General features: G+C 54.8%; 14 protein-coding genes. 9 read left to right on the forward strand and 5 right to left on the reverse strand.

The window, feature by feature from the left end:
* The first annotated feature begins 70 nt into the window (after positions 1–70).
* The 7 genes from WKK33_RS09975 (at position 71) to WKK33_RS10005 (ending at position 9629) form a co-directional block, all read left to right on the forward strand.
* Positions 71–850, forward strand: a complete 780-nt coding sequence (locus WKK33_RS09975) for a hypothetical protein (RefSeq protein ID WP_337933669.1) — start codon at positions 71–73, stop codon at positions 848–850.
* Positions 851–1011: 161 nt separating this feature from the next.
* Complete coding sequence (locus tag WKK33_RS09980; protein WP_337933671.1) at positions 1012–2640, forward strand: C10 family peptidase; 1629 nt, start codon at positions 1012–1014, stop codon at positions 2638–2640.
* On the forward strand, positions 2637–3233 hold the full coding sequence (locus WKK33_RS09985; RefSeq protein ID WP_337933672.1) for a DUF4840 domain-containing protein: 597 nt from the start codon (positions 2637–2639) through the stop codon (positions 3231–3233). Before WKK33_RS09980 ends, WKK33_RS09985 begins: the two co-directional genes overlap by 4 nt.
* Positions 3234–4157: 924 nt before the next feature.
* Complete coding sequence (locus WKK33_RS09990; RefSeq protein ID WP_337933674.1) at positions 4158–6326, forward strand: M6 family metalloprotease domain-containing protein; 2169 nt, start codon at positions 4158–4160, stop codon at positions 6324–6326.
* An 88-nt stretch (positions 6327–6414) separates the two neighbouring features.
* Positions 6415–7938, forward strand: coding sequence for a 2,3-bisphosphoglycerate-independent phosphoglycerate mutase (gene gpmI, locus WKK33_RS09995; RefSeq protein ID WP_215759598.1), 1524 nt, complete (start codon positions 6415–6417; stop codon positions 7936–7938).
* 233 nt (positions 7939–8171) lie between these two features.
* Positions 8172–8837, forward strand: a complete 666-nt coding sequence (gene ung / locus WKK33_RS10000) for a uracil-DNA glycosylase (RefSeq protein WP_287769984.1) — start codon at positions 8172–8174, stop codon at positions 8835–8837.
* 144 nt (positions 8838–8981) lie between these two features.
* On the forward strand, positions 8982–9629 hold the full coding sequence (locus tag WKK33_RS10005) for a DUF3109 family protein (protein ID WP_337933676.1): 648 nt from the start codon (positions 8982–8984) through the stop codon (positions 9627–9629).
* 385 nt (positions 9630–10014) lie between these two features.
* Here the strand turns inward: WKK33_RS10005 and WKK33_RS10010 are convergent, their stop codons facing one another.
* The 3 genes from WKK33_RS10010 to rpsT all read right to left on the reverse strand — a co-directional run bounded on the left by WKK33_RS10010 (position 10015) and on the right by rpsT (position 13976).
* The gene (locus WKK33_RS10010; RefSeq protein ID WP_337933677.1) at positions 10015–10941 is read right to left on the reverse strand and encodes a hypothetical protein; all 927 of its coding nucleotides are present in this window, start codon (positions 10939–10941) and stop codon (positions 10015–10017) included.
* Between the two features lie 163 nt (positions 10942–11104).
* Positions 11105–13087 (reverse strand): DNA topoisomerase (ATP-hydrolyzing) subunit B, encoded by a 1983-nt coding sequence (gene gyrB, locus WKK33_RS10015; protein WP_287769989.1) that lies wholly within the window; start codon positions 13085–13087, stop codon positions 11105–11107.
* Between the two features lie 634 nt (positions 13088–13721).
* Positions 13722–13976 carry a 30S ribosomal protein S20 gene (rpsT, locus tag WKK33_RS10020; protein WP_215759593.1) on the reverse strand — a complete coding sequence of 85 codons (255 nt, stop codon included), beginning with the start codon at positions 13974–13976 and terminating at the stop codon, positions 13722–13724.
* 217 nt (positions 13977–14193) lie between these two features.
* On the opposite strand from rpsT, the gene recO reads away from it, so the two are divergent.
* A complete protein-coding gene (gene recO / locus WKK33_RS10025) occupies positions 14194–14919 on the forward strand; it encodes a DNA repair protein RecO (protein WP_337933681.1) in 726 nt (241 codons plus the stop codon).
* A 50-nt stretch (positions 14920–14969) separates the two neighbouring features.
* Here the strand turns inward: recO and WKK33_RS10030 are convergent, their stop codons facing one another.
* Together WKK33_RS10030 and WKK33_RS10035 are read right to left on the reverse strand one after the other, a co-directional pair.
* Positions 14970–15875 (reverse strand): WYL domain-containing protein, encoded by a 906-nt coding sequence (locus tag WKK33_RS10030; protein WP_287769993.1) that lies wholly within the window; start codon positions 15873–15875, stop codon positions 14970–14972.
* Positions 15876–15914: 39 nt separating this feature from the next.
* The gene (locus WKK33_RS10035) at positions 15915–16535 is read right to left on the reverse strand and encodes a ribonuclease HII (RefSeq protein WP_337468578.1); all 621 of its coding nucleotides are present in this window, start codon (positions 16533–16535) and stop codon (positions 15915–15917) included.
* 103 nt (positions 16536–16638) lie between these two features.
* On the opposite strand from WKK33_RS10035, the gene WKK33_RS10040 reads away from it, so the two are divergent.
* Entirely contained in the window at positions 16639–16953 is a 315-nt protein-coding gene (locus tag WKK33_RS10040; protein WP_337933683.1) for a hypothetical protein, read from the forward strand.
* Positions 16954–17222 lie beyond the last annotated feature (269 nt).

The raw sequence follows: 17222 nt of genomic DNA on the forward strand, positions 1-17222 counted from the left end.
CTTTATTTGATGAATTTTAATAACTATGCGATTTTATCGCATCAGTACTAATTGATAAACAAGAATTAATATGAAGACAATTTTCAAATATGCGTATGTGGCGCTCTTCACTGTGTTGGCCTTGGCCTCTTGCACCGATGAGTTCGACTACACACCTGCCAACCCCAACCAGTTGGGTGGCAACGCTACCATCGAGGCCGCCAAGTCTTCTTACACCTTCCTGCCTGGACAGGATCAGGCCGTTAGCTTCGTTGTGAATCGCGTGGATACGACGCAGGCTGACACGGTGAACTTGGTTTGCGACAATGAGTACTTCACCGTTCAGCCGGTTATCTTCAAAGCAGGCGAGGCCAGCAAGACGGTTACTATTCACGGAAATGTTCCCGTGGGTAAGACTGCCAAGGTGGCTGTCTCGGTTGCCGACGAAGACGCCTTCCTTTATGGCATTAAGGAGATCTCTTTTACAGTAAACGTCTATAAATCCTATGCGGGTGTGCTGACCTCTGGTTTCTTCCGGAATCCGGTGGATGTCGTTATCTATGACTTGACGAACGGCGACTTCATGGCCCCCGGTCTGTACGAAGAAGGTTACGACTTCAAGTTCCATATCGACTTCGAGACGAACGAAGTGACTGCCAAGCCTCAGTATATCTTCGTTTACAATGAGGATTACGGTCGCGTGGTTATGATGGGTCGGGGTGAGGATCAGATTGTGTATGGCACATATGATCCTGAGACGTTGACCGCTTCTTTCGAGGACACGAAGATGTATTTGCCCAAAATCGAAAATTCATTCGCGAAAGCTTTCACGGAGTACATCACCTTTGCAGAGGATCCCAACGCTCAGTAAAACAGTCTGAGTAAAGCAATAGAATTTGCCGGATAGGACAAACCATCCTGTCCGGCTTTTTCTATCTTACTTTGCTTTTTTCATAACAACAAGCAAACACGTTGTGTTTCGAAAAAGACACATTGCCGTTTCCTAAACACAAATCATTATTATCGTCAATCATGAAGAAATTTATCATTTTCGCATTCGTCCTGTTGGCTTCCCAAGCCCTGCAGGCACGCGAGCGCACACAAGCCGACTTGGCCAAGGCAGCCCTCTCGGTGCTGCAGCCGGGTGCGTCGGTGAGCAAGAACAAGGCCGCCTCCGCTCCTCTCAAGGTTCTTCAGCAGGATGCCACGCTGACCGTGATGGGCAACGACGCCCTGGGGTTCGCCGTTCTCAGCAACGATGACGCTTGGCCCGCCGTGATCGGTTACTCTGACGCGGCGTTCCAGCCAGAGCGCAACGACGGTCTGAAGTGGTTCCTCACCACAGCCTCCGCTGCCATGAGCCAGGGTCGCCAGTATGCCCCTGTGGTTCCTTCCGGCGATTTCAAGCCCACCGTGGAGCCCATAGTTAAGACCGTTTGGAGCCAAAGCTCCCCTTATAACGACCAGTGCCCCACACTCACGGGTGGCAAGCCTTACCCCACAGGATGTGTGGCCACCGCCCTCTCACAGATTATGTATGGCTTTAAGTATCCGGTGCATGGCACAGGCAAGGCCACGCTGAGCGTCTCGGCCGAGGGAGCCGGCGGCATTATCTCCGTCGACTTTGGCGCTGCCACCTACGATTGGGACAACATGTTGCCCGATTACAAGGCCAACAGCTATACCGAAGAGCAGGCCAAGGCTGTCTCCACGCTGATGCTCCACTGCGGAGTGGCCGTGGGCATGAACTATAACCCGTCGGGCAGTGGCGCCTATTCGCATGAGGCCCGCTACGGCATGATTACCTATTTCAACTACAACCCCGGCATCAACTTGCTCACCCGCAAGTATTATTCGACGGCCGAGTGGATGAAGATCCTCTACACCGAGCTCAACACGGGCCGCGCCATTTACTATACCGGTGTCGACAAGAGCTCGGGAGGCCACGCCTTCGTTTGCGATGGTTACAACGCCAACGGCTTGGTTCACATCAACTGGGGTTGGGGTCCCGAAGGCGGCAACGGCTATTACGACGTGGCCCTGCTCGATCCCACAGGCTATCAGTTCAGCGAGAGCCAAAACATCCTTATCGGAATTGCTCCTACGCAGGTCATGGACTATGCCTCGCATGTCTATGGTGAGACCGGTTTCACTGTGTCGCGTGTCAACAAAAGCCTGATGAAAATTGACGCCGGATCGATGTATAACATGACCGGCGAGAATTTCACCGGTGAGATAGCGTGCCTGATGGACATGGGCGACAGCCTGAAGGTGCTCAAGTCATTGGTCGCCGATAAAATAGGCAACTATTACAATGTGGGCACACTGTCGGCCATGGTGAAGTTGCAGGCATCCACCATCCCCAACGGCACGTATCGTGTGTTCATTGGCTCAAAGTCGACCAAGGATAAAGGTTGGCAGTTGGTGCGCCGAGTGGCTGGCGACGTCAACAGCTATAAGGTGACCATAAGCAATGGCGACTTCTCCGTTCGTCCCGTCACCGATGACACTTGGACCACCCGTGTGAGTCGCATTGAGGCATCGGCCCCGAAGGTTCGCCAAGGTGTTTATACCATCGACGGCCGCTATCTTGGCACCAACACCGATCGTCTTGGTAAGGGCATGTATATTATCAATGGCAAAAAGGTTATCAAATCATGAAACGTTTCTTTCACATCCTCTTTTTGATGGGAGTCGTCCTGGGTGCAGTTTCGCTCAGTTCATGCAACGAAGACAACGAGGACACCATCGACGACGCCTATCGTTACTTACACAACTCGTTCAAGGGCAAGCTCGTTTGCGTGAGCGAGACACGCACCGATAGTGTCGTGATGGACACGCTCGACGCCACCTGGGCCATCAGCACCAGCAACAAGCTCACGCTGAACGACGTGCCCCTGGTCAAGTTGCTCGTTGGCGTCAACAACGCCGAGCTCACTGAGGCCGCCAAAGCCATGATGACGCAGACCATCACCGCCAACGTCACGGTGAACCACGTGTCGCCCATCGTGTTCGCTGTCGATCCGCAACCCCTCACCACCACGGTTCGCTATGGCGGTGCCGACCACCAGTTGCGCATCACTTTTGCCAATGCCGCCAACCTGAGTTGGGGCTCTTACAGCACCAGCGACAAGTCGGTGGTTATCAACCTCGTTGAGGCCGGTGTGTACCTCGACGGCAGCAGTACCAACCTCCTGCCCAAGCGCATGCCCCTCTTGTGGTCTACGCAGCAGAAGGTGAAGCCTATCCCCTAATCCCCTCTGATCGTGAGAGAACACAGGCTATCCCTGTCGATAGCTTATAAGCCAAAGGCGCCGAACAGCCATCGTGCTGTTCGGCGCCTTCGTTGGTATATGCTGATTTTGTCGCTTACCTCTTCGGACGGCTGCCTGCCCACGGCGCCTACATCGTGCGACAAGGCGGCAAGAGCGTGATGCTCGTCAGGTAAGAAGCTATCCGAGCCATAGCCTCTCATCTCAGGAAAGGGACACACCTCGATAAGGGGTGTGCCCTTCTTTCGTGAACACAAGGTTTGAAAACACGCAACAATCTATACCAAGAACTACACTGTTGTTTTCCACGACGGAAATGTTGGGCGCAAATACGCGATTCTCAGCACATTTACCCAACACGCTAAGAATCAGAGCATTACTACCAAAGTTCAACATTCCACACGCCACATTTCATACTCCACCTCACGGTTAGGCATGTTTCGCGCCTCGGAACATGCCTAACCGAGGCGCGAAAGATGGTCTTTCGCAACTCGATACACGGCCTTTCGCAACCCAAAAGATGCCTAACGGCAAAAGCGAAGCGCGGTTTTTCCGATGAAATGGGGCAAAAATGAGCTTAGCGCTCGCTGGTTCGCGCAAAATCACGACACAACTTTTTCACCAAATTACCTGACAGGGCTTCATCCGCCAACTACCCTGTCGCCTCAAGCCGGCTATATCCGGAACCTGCCTCGGGGTTTGTTTGGTCAAAAAAAGCCGCCCTTTTCAGCAACTTTAACCACCGTCACTTTGTGCACACCGAGATTCTTTATAATTTTGTTGGTCCAAAACAATGGGTAGGAGCCAACTGCATCGCCCCCACCGACCAACGGCGTCGGCAGGAAGAGAAGGGCTAACCGCCCACTCATCCACCCCACTGACAAAAAAAACAAAGTTCATATCAGCATGAAGAAAACACTACTTACCGCGGCGCTCACGCTGGCTACGGTGGCCACGATGGCCGTACCCGCCAAGCGTGGACAATGGCGAACCGTGACGCTCAGCGACGGGCAGGCCGTGCGCGTAGAGCTGCGCGGCGACGAGTTTAACCATTACTGGCAGGCGGCCGACGGCACACGCTATGTGGAGAACGACGGCGTATGGCAGAAGGCCAGCGCCCAAACGCTCATGGGCATGCGGCGCGGAGCCGCACGCCGCAACACCGCCCACATACGCCGATTGGCCACCAGGCGCAGGGCGCAGGGCTACACGGGCAACAAGAAAGGCCTCATCATCCTCGTGGATTTCCCCGACAAGCCGTTCAAGGCGGACCACACCCAAGCGCTCTTCAACCAGATAGCCAACGAGAAGGGCTACTCCGAGAACGGATTCAAAGGATCGGTGAGCGACTACTTCAGCGCCCAGAGCAACGGCCTGTTTAACCTCTCGTTCGACGTGGTGGGGCCCGTGCGCATGTCGAAAAACTCCACTTACTATGGCGGAACCAACAAGAATGGCGACGACGAGCCGGTAGACGAACTGGTGAAGGAGGCCTGCCGCAAGGTGGACGACCAAGTGGACTTCGCCAACTACGACTGGAGCGGCAATGGCGAGGTCGACCAGGTGTTTATCCTCTACGCCGGAAAGGGCCAGGCCGACGGGGGCGCCAACAACACCATCTGGCCCCACGAATATTGGCTCTCGGCCTACCCAGGCGGGTCGCACATCACGCTCGACGGTAAGAATATCGACACCTACGCCTGCTCGAGCGAGCTCAACGGGCAGAACGGGCTGAGCGGCATTGGCACCATCTGCCACGAGTTTTCCCACTGCTTGGGCCTGCCCGACTGGTACGACGTCTACTACAGCGGCAACTTCGGCATGTGCGACTTCAGCCTCATGGACATGGGCAGCTACCTGGGCGACGGCATGACGCCCCCCAACTACACCGCCTGGGAGCGATGGTACAGCGGTTGGACGGAGCCCATCGAGCTTACGGCCGACACCACAGCCATTAGCGGCATGCTGTCGCTCACCGAGAACGGCAACACATACGTTATCTATAACGAGGCCAACCGCAACGAGTATTACCTCCTGGAAAACCGCCAGCAAACGGGATGGGACGTGAACCTGCCCAGCCACGGACTGATGGTGAGCCACGTGGACTACGACCCCACGATATGGGAATACAACATTGTGAACACCTTCACCGAGAAGGGCGACGACTATGAGCAACAGGGCGTAAGCAACGACCACCTGCGCATGACCATCTTCCACGCCGACAACGAGGACGGCGAGAGCTTTTACGACGACGGAAGCTACAACATCGACTCGGAGATTCACGACCTCTATCCCTACAACGGTCTCGACTCGCTGACCAACCGTTCCGTTCCCGCCGCAAAGGTCTACAACGCCAACACCGACGGTAGCCATTTCATGAACCTCGGACTCTACCGCATCACCGAAAACAGCGATGGAACCGTCAGTTTTGAGAGCCGTCCCACAAGTGCGCCAAGCAACGATGTGCCAATCGTGGGCAACTACCTGCTGCACGAAACGTTCGACAACTGCAACGGCGAAGGCGGAAATTCGGGCGGTTTCAACGGCAATCTGACCACGGGTATGTTCTCGCCCGACCTCGACGGATGGGATGCCACGGTGGCCAACGGCGCCGATCGCTGTGGCCGTTTTGGCAACAGCAAAACAGCGGGCTTCGTCAACTCACCCTCGTTCACCGCCGTGGCCGACACCATGACGCTCTCGTTCCGCGCCGCCGGATGGGATGCGAAGCGCGACGGCACCGACCTGCTGGTGGTGCTCAAGGGCAACGGCACGTTTGTCGACAGCCAGTCGACCGACATGAGCCTCACCATGGCGAAGGGCGCCTGGACCACCTACACCCTGCGTTTCACCGCAACGGGCAAGCTCTGCATCAACTTCCAGCCCAGCAAGCGCTTCTTCCTCGACGACGTAGCTGTGACCGTGCCCAGCGCCACGGGCATCAGCGCCATCGAGGGGGTGCGCCCCACCAAGACGGGACGTGTCTACAGCCTCTCGGGCCAGTATCTGGGCACTGATCTCCGCACGCTGCCACGCGGCATCTACATCATGGACGGAAAGAAAGTGGTGAAATAAACACAAATTATCTTTTCACGTGTTGCCAAAACGATGAAAAGGTAGTACCTTTGCAAAAAGAAACAAGACAATTAAAAACAATACAGTTATGGCAAAAAAAGCAATCCTGATGATCCTCGACGGATGGGGCATCGGTCAGCACGACAAGGGCGACGCTATCTTCAACACGCCGACTCCTTACCTCGACTATCTCAACGCTACATGCGCTCACTCACAGCTCCACGCTTGCGGTGAGGACGTAGGTCTGCCCGACGGACAGATGGGCAACTCGGAGGTGGGACACCTCAACATCGGCGCCGGTCGCGTAGTTTACCAGGACTTGGTGAAGATCAACAAGGCCTGCCAGAGCGGCGACATCCTGAAGAACCAGGAGATTATCAACGCCTATAGCTATGCCCAGAAGACGGGCAAGCGCCTCCACATCATGGGACTCACCTCAACCGGTGGCGTACACTCAAGCCTCAACCACCTCTTTAAGTTGCTCGAGATCTCGAAGGAGTATGGCTTGAAGGAGACCTACGTGCACTGCTTCATGGACGGCCGCGACTGCGACCCGAAGAGCGGCAAGGGCTTCATTGAGGAGGTGCTGCAGTGCTGCGACAAGAACGACGCACACATCGCCAGCATCGTGGGACGTTTCTACGCCATGGACCGCGACAACCGTTGGAACCGCGTGAAAGAGGCTTACGACCTGCTCGTTGAGGGCAAGGGCAAGCAGGCCGACGACCTGCTGAAGGCCATGGACGAGAGCTACGCCGAGGGCGTGACCGACGAGTTTATCAAGCCGATCCACAACGCCAAGGTGGAGGGCACCATCCAGGAGGGCGACGTCATCATCTTCATCAACTTCCGCAACGACCGCGCTCGCGAGCTCACCTACGTGCTCACACAGCAGGACATGCCCGAGGAAGGCATGCACACCATCAAGGACCTGCAGTACTACTGCATGACTCCGTACGACGCCAACTTCAAGGGCGTGCATATCCTCTATCCGAAGGAGGACGTGCGCGACACACTGGCCGAGTATCTCTCAAACAACGGCAAGCGCCAGCTCCACACAGCCGAAACGGAGAAGTACGCTCACGTAACGTTCTTCCTCAACGGCGGCCGCGAGCAACCGTTCCCCGGCGAGGACCGCATCCTGGTGCACTCACCGAAGGTGGCCACTTACGACCTGCAGCCTGAGATGAGCGCTTACGAGGTGAAGGAGAAGCTCGTGGGTGCCATCAACACACAGGAGTATGATTTCATCGTGGTGAACTTCGCCAACGGCGACATGGTGGGCCACACGGGCGTCTACAACGCCATTGCCAAGGCCGTGTGGGCCGTCGACAACTGCGTGAAGGATGTGATCGAGGCCGCCAAGGCCAACGACTACGAGGCCATCATCATCGCCGACCACGGTAACGCCGACCACACCATGAACGAGGACGGCACACCCAATACCGCCCACTCGCTCAACCCCGTGCCGTTCATCTACGTCACAAACAACAACTCGGCTACCGTGAAGGACGGCCGTCTGGCCGACGTGGCGCCTTCCATCCTCCACATCATGGGCCTGGAGCAGCCTGCCGACATGACGGGCGAGTGCCTCATCAGCGACAACAAGTAAGCAAGAGGGGTAACCTCCCGTAACAAGAAGATTACCGCATCTGGCGCATAAACATAGAGAATTAGGCAGACGGACATGCATCACGACATTGCCCTCTACCTAATTCTCTTTTTCTTTTGAACCCCAATCGGCCACGAGACATGCATGGCACGGCGAGGCGCGCTTCCCACACACGGGGAACGCGCAACATGTCGGAACGGGGCGTACCATCCAATCATTTAGACCAACCAACCATGAACGTCAAGATAGAAGAGAGTTGGAAACAACATTTAGGGGCGGAGTTCGACAAGCCCTACTTCACCGCTCTCACCCAACAGGTGCGCCAAGAGTACCAGGGCGGACCCTGTTACCCACCGGGAAACCTCATCTTCAACGCCTTCAACCTCTGCCCCTTCGACCAAGTGAAGGTGGTGATCATCGGGCAAGACCCCTACCATGAGCCCGGACAGGCCATGGGACTGAGCTTCTCGGTGCCCGAAGGGGTGGCCATGCCGCCCTCGTTGCTCAACATCTTCAAGGAGATTCGAGACGACCTGGGGACCGACATGCCCGCCAATGGCGACCTGACACGATGGGCCAAACAGGGGGTGCTGCTGCTCAACGCCACGCTGACCGTGCGAGCCCACATGGCCAACAGCCACCAACGATTGGGCTGGAGCCTCTTCACCGACGCCGCCATCCAAGCCCTGTCGGCCCACCGCGAAGGACTGGTTTACATGCTCTGGGGTGGCTATGCGCGCTCCAAACGAGCACTCATCAATGGCCAGAAGAACCTGATACTCGAGTCGGTTCATCCCTCTCCCCTGTCGGCCAACCGCGGCGGATGGTTCGGGCAGCACCAGTTCTCACGCTGCAACGCCTACCTCACAGAGCAAGGCCAGGCACCCATCGCATGGTAAGGCAAGCACGAAAACCAACGTTTTCGTTAAGCCAAATGAGCAGAGGAAATCTTGTTGAACTCTGCCATGGCGAGAAAACGAAGGATGAAATCCAACCATTTCACCGTAACGAACAAACAACCCAAACACCATAACATAACATTCATGAACGACAACAAACGAGGAGGCGAACTCCACATCATACAAATTGGCGACGTACTGGTTTCGCCCGATATCTTTACCGAGGAGTTTTGCTGCGACCTCGACAAATGCAAGGGCGCATGCTGCGTGGAAGGCGACGCCGGAGCACCCGTAACGCTCGATGAAATCGGCTCTATTGAGGAATCGCTCGACGCCGTGTGGGAGGATCTCACCGCATCGGCCCAAAGCATCATCGACAAGCAAGGCGTGGCCTACTCGGATGCCGACGGCGACCTGGTGACGAGCATTGTGGGCGGAAAAGACTGCGTGTTTACCTGCCACCAAGACCTCACCGACCACAACGACGGCCACACCATCCACAACTGCTGCCTCTGCGCGCTGGAGTGCGCCTGCAACGCTGGCAAGACCCAATGGGCCAAGCCCGTCTCGTGCGCGCTCTATCCCATCCGCGAGAAACAGTTTAACGGCGGCCTGGTGGGCATCAACTACCATCGGTGGGACATCTGCAAGGACGCGGTAAAGAAGGGACGTGAGCTGCATCTGCCGCTCTACGTATTTCTCAAGGAGCCTCTCATTCGCCGTTTCGGACAAGACTGGTACGACGAACTGCTCGGCATAGCAGAAGAACTCAAGAAACAAGGAATGCTGTAATCCACCCCCAAAAGGCACGGAACAAAACTGGGAGAAAGACAAAATGGTGCCTTTCTCTCCCTCAATACACACAAAAGAGGGTGTGTCAAAACTAAAATGACTACTCTTCAAAGTTACAGATTATAACTATGATATTAAAAAGGGTCGTATCAAACTCTGTATTGAGTAATGATACGGCCCTTTCTTTAGTCTTTTAGGATGCTCAAATTTCAAATTATAAGTTCATATTTTCAAAAAATGAGTTTTGACACACCCTCTTCATCGTTTAACCCCAATAGGTAAGAAAAGGCGTGGGCTGCTCTCACACGAGCCATGCCCTTCGCTTAGCTTTTGCGGTTGCTGCTGTGAGAGCAGCCATTGCCTTCTCGCAGCTTCCACCCTGCCATTACCAAGGCAAGCCGTCGCCATCGGGCTCATAGGCCGTTTGGATGGCTTCCACAACGGTGATTTGGTCGCGCCTGAAGCGGCGGTCGCCCGTTACCCGCACCCTTCGGTAATCGGCCATTCGGAAAACGGGGTACGCTTGTTCGTCGAGCTGACCGTTGCAAACATACTCCAAGCCATCGTAACTGATACGCTCGCCACGGCGCGCCTCGCGCAGAGTGAGGCGAACCATACCGTGGAAGCCCACTCCAAACTCGTAAGACACGCCGCAACCATCACGGTCGAAATAGCGATAGCCGTCGGTATGCACATGGCGGAGCACAGGATGGGTGGCCGACAGGTAAGTGACCTTGGACCCTTCGGCGGCCTTGCGCTCATCGGCCGTGAGCCATAAGGCAGGGTTAAACCAAGCGGCTTTCCACGAAGCGTCGTGCAGGCGACCATCCACGTGCTCCTTCCCATCGACCGTCCAGCGCGAGTTGGCGCGGCGGCATAACCACCCTCCGTCACTAAAGCGAGAGAAAGGCGCGCCAGAGGCGTCGACGCCAAAAAACTGAACGCTGACCTGACTGCTATCCACGTGGGGATAGGAAGGCGCATAACAAAGCGCCACCACATTGGTGTCGGCACGAAGGAAGGGCGTAACGTCGAACGTCATCACCACGGGTTGGGAGTCGGCCTGCAAGCGAGGCGGGTAAAACAAAGCCGTACCCACATTACATTCGTTGACATAGAGCTTGAAATAACCGGGCGAGGCCACCGTAACGCGAGCCTCAAGCGGCAAGCCATCCTCCACGTAGGTTTGTCGGAACCATACGTGCGAGAGGCTGTCGGGCTGTGGTATGCGGATCCAATGACTGCCAAACTCCTGCGCGCACAAGGTTGTCAGCCAACACAAAGCCATCGTTATCAACCAAACTCTTCTCATAACCTAAAAAGGCATGCCACACGATTCAAGGTGTGGCATGCCTATCCTATTTATTCGATCGTTAACTTTCTGAATATCCTATGTTCCTGTTCCATCCCACCATGCATCCATACCGATGAAATCGGCGATTTTGGGAAGGTGGATCGTTCCAGGAGCCTGCGCATTATGCGTCGATGTTGGCGTAAGCGGCATTCTCCTCGATAAACTCGCGGCGCGGCTCCACATCATCGCCCATGAGCATAGAGAATATCTCGTCGGCATCGGCTGCGTTCTCGATGGTGACACGCTTCAGCAGGCGCGTCTTGGGATCCATGGTGGTCTCCCAAAGCTGCTCGGGGTTCATCTCACCCAAACCTTTATATCGCTGTGTGTGGATGCGCTTGCCGTCTTCCACGCCCTCGCCATACTTGTCGAGGAACAGCTGGCGCTGCTGCTCGTTGTAACAATACTCGCTAACGCGCTTGTTGCCCTGGTGGAACTCACACTTGTAGAGCGGCGGCGTGGCGATGTAGAGGTGTCCATCCTCGATGACCTTCGGCATGAAACGATAGAAGAGCGTCATGATGAGCGTATCGATGTGAGAACCATCGACGTCGGCATCGGTCATGATGATGATCTTGTCGTAGCGCAACTTGTCGATGTTGGCCTCGCGGTCGTCCTCGCCCTCAACACCAAATCGGACACCAATCGACTGAATGATGTTCATCACCGACTCGGCCTCGAACACGCGGTGCCACTGCACTTTCTCAACGTTCAGGATCTTACCACGCAACGGCAGGATGGCCTGTGTGTAGCGGTCGCGTCCCTGCTTGGCCGATCCACCAGCCGAATCACCCTCGACGAGGAATATCTCACATTGCTTGGGGTCTTTGTTGGAGCAGTCGGCCAACTTACCGGGGAGGCCGCCTCCGCTCATCACATTCTTGCGCTGCACGCTCTCGCGGGCCTTGCGGGCGGCGATACGAGCCGTAGCGGCAAGGATCACCTTCTCGCAGATGCGCTTGGCCTCATCGGGATGTTCCTCGAGGTAATCGGCCAAAGCCTCGCCAACGGCCTGCTGAACGGCACCCACCACCTCGCTGTTGCCCAGCTTGGTCTTGGTTTGTCCCTCAAACTGAGGCTCAGCCACCTTGATGGAAATGACCGCCGTAAGACCCTCGCGGAAGTCCTCACCGGCAATCTCTATCTTGGCTTTCTCGATCTGCTTGGAGATCTGCGGATCGTTGTCGGCATAGTTCTTGAGCGTACGTGTCAGAGCCATGCGGAAACCGGTGACGTGCGTACCACCCTCGATGGTGTTGATATTGTTGACGTAAGAGTGAAGATTCTCAGAATAATCGGTGTTATACATGATGGCCACCTCGATGGGCACACCCTGCTTCTCGGTCTTCAGGTAGATGACGTCGTCGAAGAGATGCGTGCGGTGACGGTCGATGTAGCGCACAAATTCCTTCAGGCCGTCCTTGGCGTGGAACACCTGTGTGCGGGTCTTACCCTCAACATCGGCGCGCATGTCGTTCAGCGTGATGCGAATACCGGCGTTCAGATAAGCCAGCTCGCGCATACGGCGGGCCACCACATCCCACTGGAATGTTGTTGCGGAGAAGATGGTGGGATCGGGCCAGAACTGTTGGCGTGTACCACGCTTGGTGGTCTCACCAACCACCTTCACAGGGTAAAGGGGGCGTCCCTTCTCGTATTCCTGCTGGTAAATGTGTCCATCGCGGAACACCTGCGAGAGCATGTGGTATGACAGGGCGTTCACACAACTCACACCCACACCATGCAAACCACCAGACACCTTGTAGGAGTTCTTATCGAACTTACCGCCTGCGTGAAGCACGGTCATGACGACCTCGAGGGCACTCTTGTGAAGCTTCTTGTGCTCGTCGACGGGAATACCGCGACCGTTATCTTCCACCGTGCAACTACCATCGGTGTTGAGGGTCACCTCGATGTCGGTGCAATAGCCCGCCATAGCCTCGTCAATACAGTTGTCTACCGTTTCGTTGATGAGGTGATGAAGACCCTTCTCTGAGACGTCACCGATGTACATAGCTGGGCGTTTGCGAACGGCCTCAAGACCCTCGAGCACCTGAATGTTCGAGGCTGAATAATTATCTTCGGGGTTGTGAATATCTGCCATTTTAATTCAAATAGTTTATTGTTGCAAAGATACTAAAATTTGCCCAAACCATGAAACTTTTGGCATGAATAAATACGCTTCAAGCCAATTCGTTTAGCGGTTTGGAGCGAGGCGTTCCCACTTATCCCAAATCGATCGTCATTAGACCGAAATGGGAGAGTTATTATGATTGTACGGCTTCTTTCCAACTCTTGTCAGCGTTTCTTTCGGCATCTTGCTTCCATTCGCGTTTCGACATAGCCCGCTATGCCTTCAACGCGACTGTCGCAACCTGCTCGAAACAAACACTAACAAGAATTGAAATCTAATGACCGACTTGGGCTTACCAATCGGTTTCCTCGCAGACCATCCCAATATGCCGTCCAGGCCGCAACAATATGGCGTTTAACCCAATGACTGATTAGGGTTTAACAAGAGATGACATGCCGCATAAACAAGACGACGACGCGCAAGTGTTTACCTCAAGGTCGAAGGGATCAAAAATCAAGAATACAGGGGGTAAAGATCATCGACCGGCAGGAAACCATCGGCGACGGGCTGGGGCGGAAAAGAAGGTGCTTCCACAAAACAACTTAAGGCCGCGCTCTCGTTAGAGAACACGACCTTATATGACTAATAAGCTATGGCTCGAAGCTTATCCGAGCTTCTTGATGTGCAGAGCAAGGCTTGACTTGAGGTTTGCGGCCTTGTTCTTGTGGATGATGTTTGTCTTAGTCAGCTTGTCGAGCATCTTCTGGACAACAGGATACATCTTCACAGCCTCGTCCTTATCGGTAGTGGCGCGAAGCTTGCGGACTGCGTTACGCATAGTCTTTGCATAATATTTGTTGTGAAGCGTGCGGACCTTGGTCTGACGAATTCTCTTGAGTGATGATTTGTGATTTGCCATCTTTATCTTTTTCTTTTCTTGTTTTTTGCCTTTAGGAGTAGTCCCTAGCAGAGTCGAACTGCTCTTTAGAGAATGAAAATCTCTCGTCCTAACCGATAGACGAAGGGACCATCTGCTTAATTTTGCGGGTGCAAAGTTACGGCTTTTTGTTTAACCTTCCAAATTTTAATTGAAATATTTTCTCTAAACGCCTGATTTTTCGTATTTTTGCCCGTGTATGGAAATGAAAACTTCAGCGATTGTATTGCACGCTTTGAAATATGGCGAGTCGCAGTTGATTGTCGACTTGTTTACTCGCGACGCAGGAAGGGTGTCGTTCTTTTGTCATTTGCCCAAATCGAACAAAGGAAAAATCAAGAAACAACTGTTTCAACCCCTTACCCTCCTGGAGGTGGTGTTCGACTATCGCCCGCAAGCTTCCATGCAGCGCTTTCGCGACCTGCGACTGGCCAAGCCGTTTGGTTCGGTTCCTTTCGACCCCGTCAAACTGTCGATTTCGCTTTTCTTGGCTGAGTTTTTGAACTATGCCACGCGCAACGAGCAACAAAACGAGTTGCTCTACGACTACGTGGAGGACAGTCTGTTATGGCTCGACAACGTGTCGGGGCAATACGCCAACTTCCACTTGGTGTTCATGATGCGCCTGTCGCGGTTCATCGGCTTCTTCCCCAACCTGGCCGAGAGCGACGCCCACCAGTGGTTCGACCTTCGCAACAGCGTGTTCACGGCCGTGCGTCCGCCCCACCCCAACTACTTGGAGCCGGCCGAAGCCTCGCGCATCGCACTGCTCATGCGCATGAACTACAAGAACATGCACTTGTTCCGCATGAGCCAAGCCGAGCGCAACCGTTGCGTGGAAATCATCCTCAACTACTACCGCCTGCACGTTCCGGGATTCCCGGAGATGAAGTCGTTGCCCGTGCTGCAAACGCTTTTCAGGTAGGCCACGCCACGCCAGCAAGTTCCGCTGGCCTCCTTTTCATTCTCGCGCAATTACTCAAAAGGCTTCCAACGGGACATTTTCTCATTGAGAAAAGCCTTCAGGTCATCGTTCTCAAGCACCTCCACATGGTCGAAGAGTCCCAGGATGAACCGACTGATACCAACATAGCTCACCAGTTCGGCCTCGAAAATCCAATGGCCTTCGTCCTCCTGGGTAATCATAGAGGTCGAATGGGGATACTCCTCAAGCATGAGGTTGCGGGCCAGCAGGTCGAAGCGCAACCGTATGCGGTACTTATCCTCGCCGGCGAACATGAACATATCGGTGAACACCTCCTTGTGTTTGCTCTCGTTGAACCACGGCGTATCGACCAGTTCCACACGGTCGATACGCGACACTTTGAACGTTTTGTTCACGCCGCTCTTCAGCTCATACGCCCTCACATCGCTCTTGTCGCCAAGGAAGGCGAACGGCTCCACCAAACGATCGGTGACGGTACTGCTATGGGGCGACGAGTAGCCGTGGAGGATGGCCACACACTTGCGGCGCATGGCACGCTCAAGTTGCGTCACATTATTATATACATGGCGCTGGATGCGCACATCGGTGTATTGTTTCAGGCTATAATAGCGTTCGAGCTTGCGCTTGAGCATCGACGCCATGGCGTTGTCTTTCTCCACGGCGGTCAGCAGTCCGTGAAGATACACAGCCTCATTCTCGGTGAAATCGACGGCCGAGGCGATGGATTGGAAGAACGGGGAACGCGGGTGAAGATGGTAGTTGCGACCCTCGTGAACCACCTCGAAGCCCGACTCGCGCAGCACGTCGAGCGTGTAATAGAGGTTGCGCACGGAGGTCCCGAGCACCTCTGCCAGTTCGTTGGCGGTATGGTTTTGGCCGTCGGTCATCGCCTGGATGAGGTCGAGCCATTTGGTCATGGTTGATGGAGCTGACATAAAAATCGGTTTGAGAAAGGAAACACTCGGTCGCGCCCGTCACTCCTTGGGGAGCGCATCCCAATTGATGGAGGTCTGCCGGTTGCCTACCAGGTTGAACGTACGGCGATGGTAGACCGACGGGCCGTGGGCCTCCAGGCCAGCGTAATGCTTGGCGGTGGGATAACCCTTGTTGTGCTCCCAGTCGTAATAGGGGCACTCTCGGGCCAACGCATCCATGTAATCGTCGCGGTAGGTCTTGGCAAGGATGCTCGCCGCTGCGATCGACAAATACTTGCCGTCGCCCTTCACGATGCACGTGTGGGGCAAGCCGGGATAGGGATCGAAGCGGTTTCCGTCGATAATGAGCGCCTCGGGCGCCACTTGCAACTGGGCGATGGCACGATGCATGGCCAGAAATGAGGCGTGCAGGATGTTCACCTTGTCGATCTCTTCGGGCTTCACCTCGCCCACAGCCCATGCCAGGGCGTCGCGCTCGATCTGCTCACGAAGGGCGTATCGCTTCTTCGCCGTGAGCTTCTTCGAGTCGTTGAGGGCCGCGTTTTCATAGTCGCGCGGCAGGATGACGGCAGCGGCGAACACGCTACCGGCCAGACATCCACGGCCAGCCTCATCGCAGCCGGCTTCCAATAAATCGTGATTATAATAGGGTTCCAACATGTACATTTAACGTTTTTAACAAGTAAATATTGTGCTGTGAAATGACATTTCTTTGCAATCGGGTAACTTTGCAGCAGAAATCCAAACCAAATCGTAAAGCCTTATGGAAAAGAACGTCACATTATCAGCATCGAGCCAGACAGAAGTAAACTTCCAGTCGGTTGCCAACAGTTTGCAAACCGCTGTCGCCAAGATGGCGCAAAAGGCCATGGCTCCCTTGGAGTGGTTGCGCAGTTACTACTCCAACATTTGCGAAAAGCAACTGACAATGGGGCAGACCGGCACGCTCGTCAGCGCCCAACTGGCGTTTATCGCCACCGCCTTACCCGCCGACGCGCCTTGGCTCTTCCGCATAGGCTGCGGCATATGGTTAGCCGTATCGCTCCTGCAATGCAAGAAATTCCTGTCGAAAGACTAAGCCACAGCACGTCGTCGGGCACGAACCCAGCCGACCTCGCAACCTCTTCGTCGCCCTAAGCGACGCAACACGAGAAAGCCATTCTCACCCACCACTCACCAACAAGTGGGGGATGGAAGTGGCTTTCTTGCGTTATCACAAAACGAAATGGTGCCATGCAAATGAGCATGGGGTTTTTGCCATGTCATTTACCTGACACCATCAATAGTATAATCCCAAATCGGTCATTAGAAAAAGTTTCTTGTCATTTTCTAATGACCGCCATTAGA

The organism is Hallella sp. (assembly GCF_037460745.1).
Classification (GTDB): domain Bacteria; phylum Bacteroidota; class Bacteroidia; order Bacteroidales; family Bacteroidaceae; genus Prevotella; species Prevotella faecis.

Excerpts from the sequence above, each read along its gene's own strand:
- recO (WP_337933681.1), top strand. The coding sequence starts at position 14,194 with ATGGAAATGAAAACTTCAGCGATTGTATTGCACGCTTTGAAATATGGC.
- WKK33_RS09985 (WP_337933672.1), top strand. The coding sequence starts at position 2,637 with ATGAAACGTTTCTTTCACATCCTCTTTTTGATGGGAGTCGTCCTGGGT.
- WKK33_RS10035 (WP_337468578.1), bottom strand. The coding sequence starts at position 16,535 with ATGTTGGAACCCTATTATAATCACGATTTATTGGAAGCCGGCTGCGAT.
- gyrB (WP_287769989.1), bottom strand. The coding sequence starts at position 13,087 with ATGGCAGATATTCACAACCCCGAAGATAATTATTCAGCCTCGAACATT.
- WKK33_RS10030 (WP_287769993.1), bottom strand. The coding sequence starts at position 15,875 with ATGTCAGCTCCATCAACCATGACCAAATGGCTCGACCTCATCCAGGCG.
- WKK33_RS10010 (WP_337933677.1), bottom strand. The coding sequence starts at position 10,941 with ATGAGAAGAGTTTGGTTGATAACGATGGCTTTGTGTTGGCTGACAACC.
- WKK33_RS09975 (WP_337933669.1), top strand. The coding sequence starts at position 71 with ATGAAGACAATTTTCAAATATGCGTATGTGGCGCTCTTCACTGTGTTG.
- gpmI (WP_215759598.1), top strand. The coding sequence starts at position 6,415 with ATGGCAAAAAAAGCAATCCTGATGATCCTCGACGGATGGGGCATCGGT.
- WKK33_RS09990 (WP_337933674.1), top strand. The coding sequence starts at position 4,158 with ATGAAGAAAACACTACTTACCGCGGCGCTCACGCTGGCTACGGTGGCC.
- rpsT (WP_215759593.1), bottom strand. The coding sequence starts at position 13,976 with ATGGCAAATCACAAATCATCACTCAAGAGAATTCGTCAGACCAAGGTC.
- WKK33_RS09980 (WP_337933671.1), top strand. The coding sequence starts at position 1,012 with ATGAAGAAATTTATCATTTTCGCATTCGTCCTGTTGGCTTCCCAAGCC.
- ung (WP_287769984.1), top strand. The coding sequence starts at position 8,172 with ATGAACGTCAAGATAGAAGAGAGTTGGAAACAACATTTAGGGGCGGAG.
- WKK33_RS10040 (WP_337933683.1), top strand. The coding sequence starts at position 16,639 with ATGGAAAAGAACGTCACATTATCAGCATCGAGCCAGACAGAAGTAAAC.
- WKK33_RS10005 (WP_337933676.1), top strand. The coding sequence starts at position 8,982 with ATGAACGACAACAAACGAGGAGGCGAACTCCACATCATACAAATTGGC.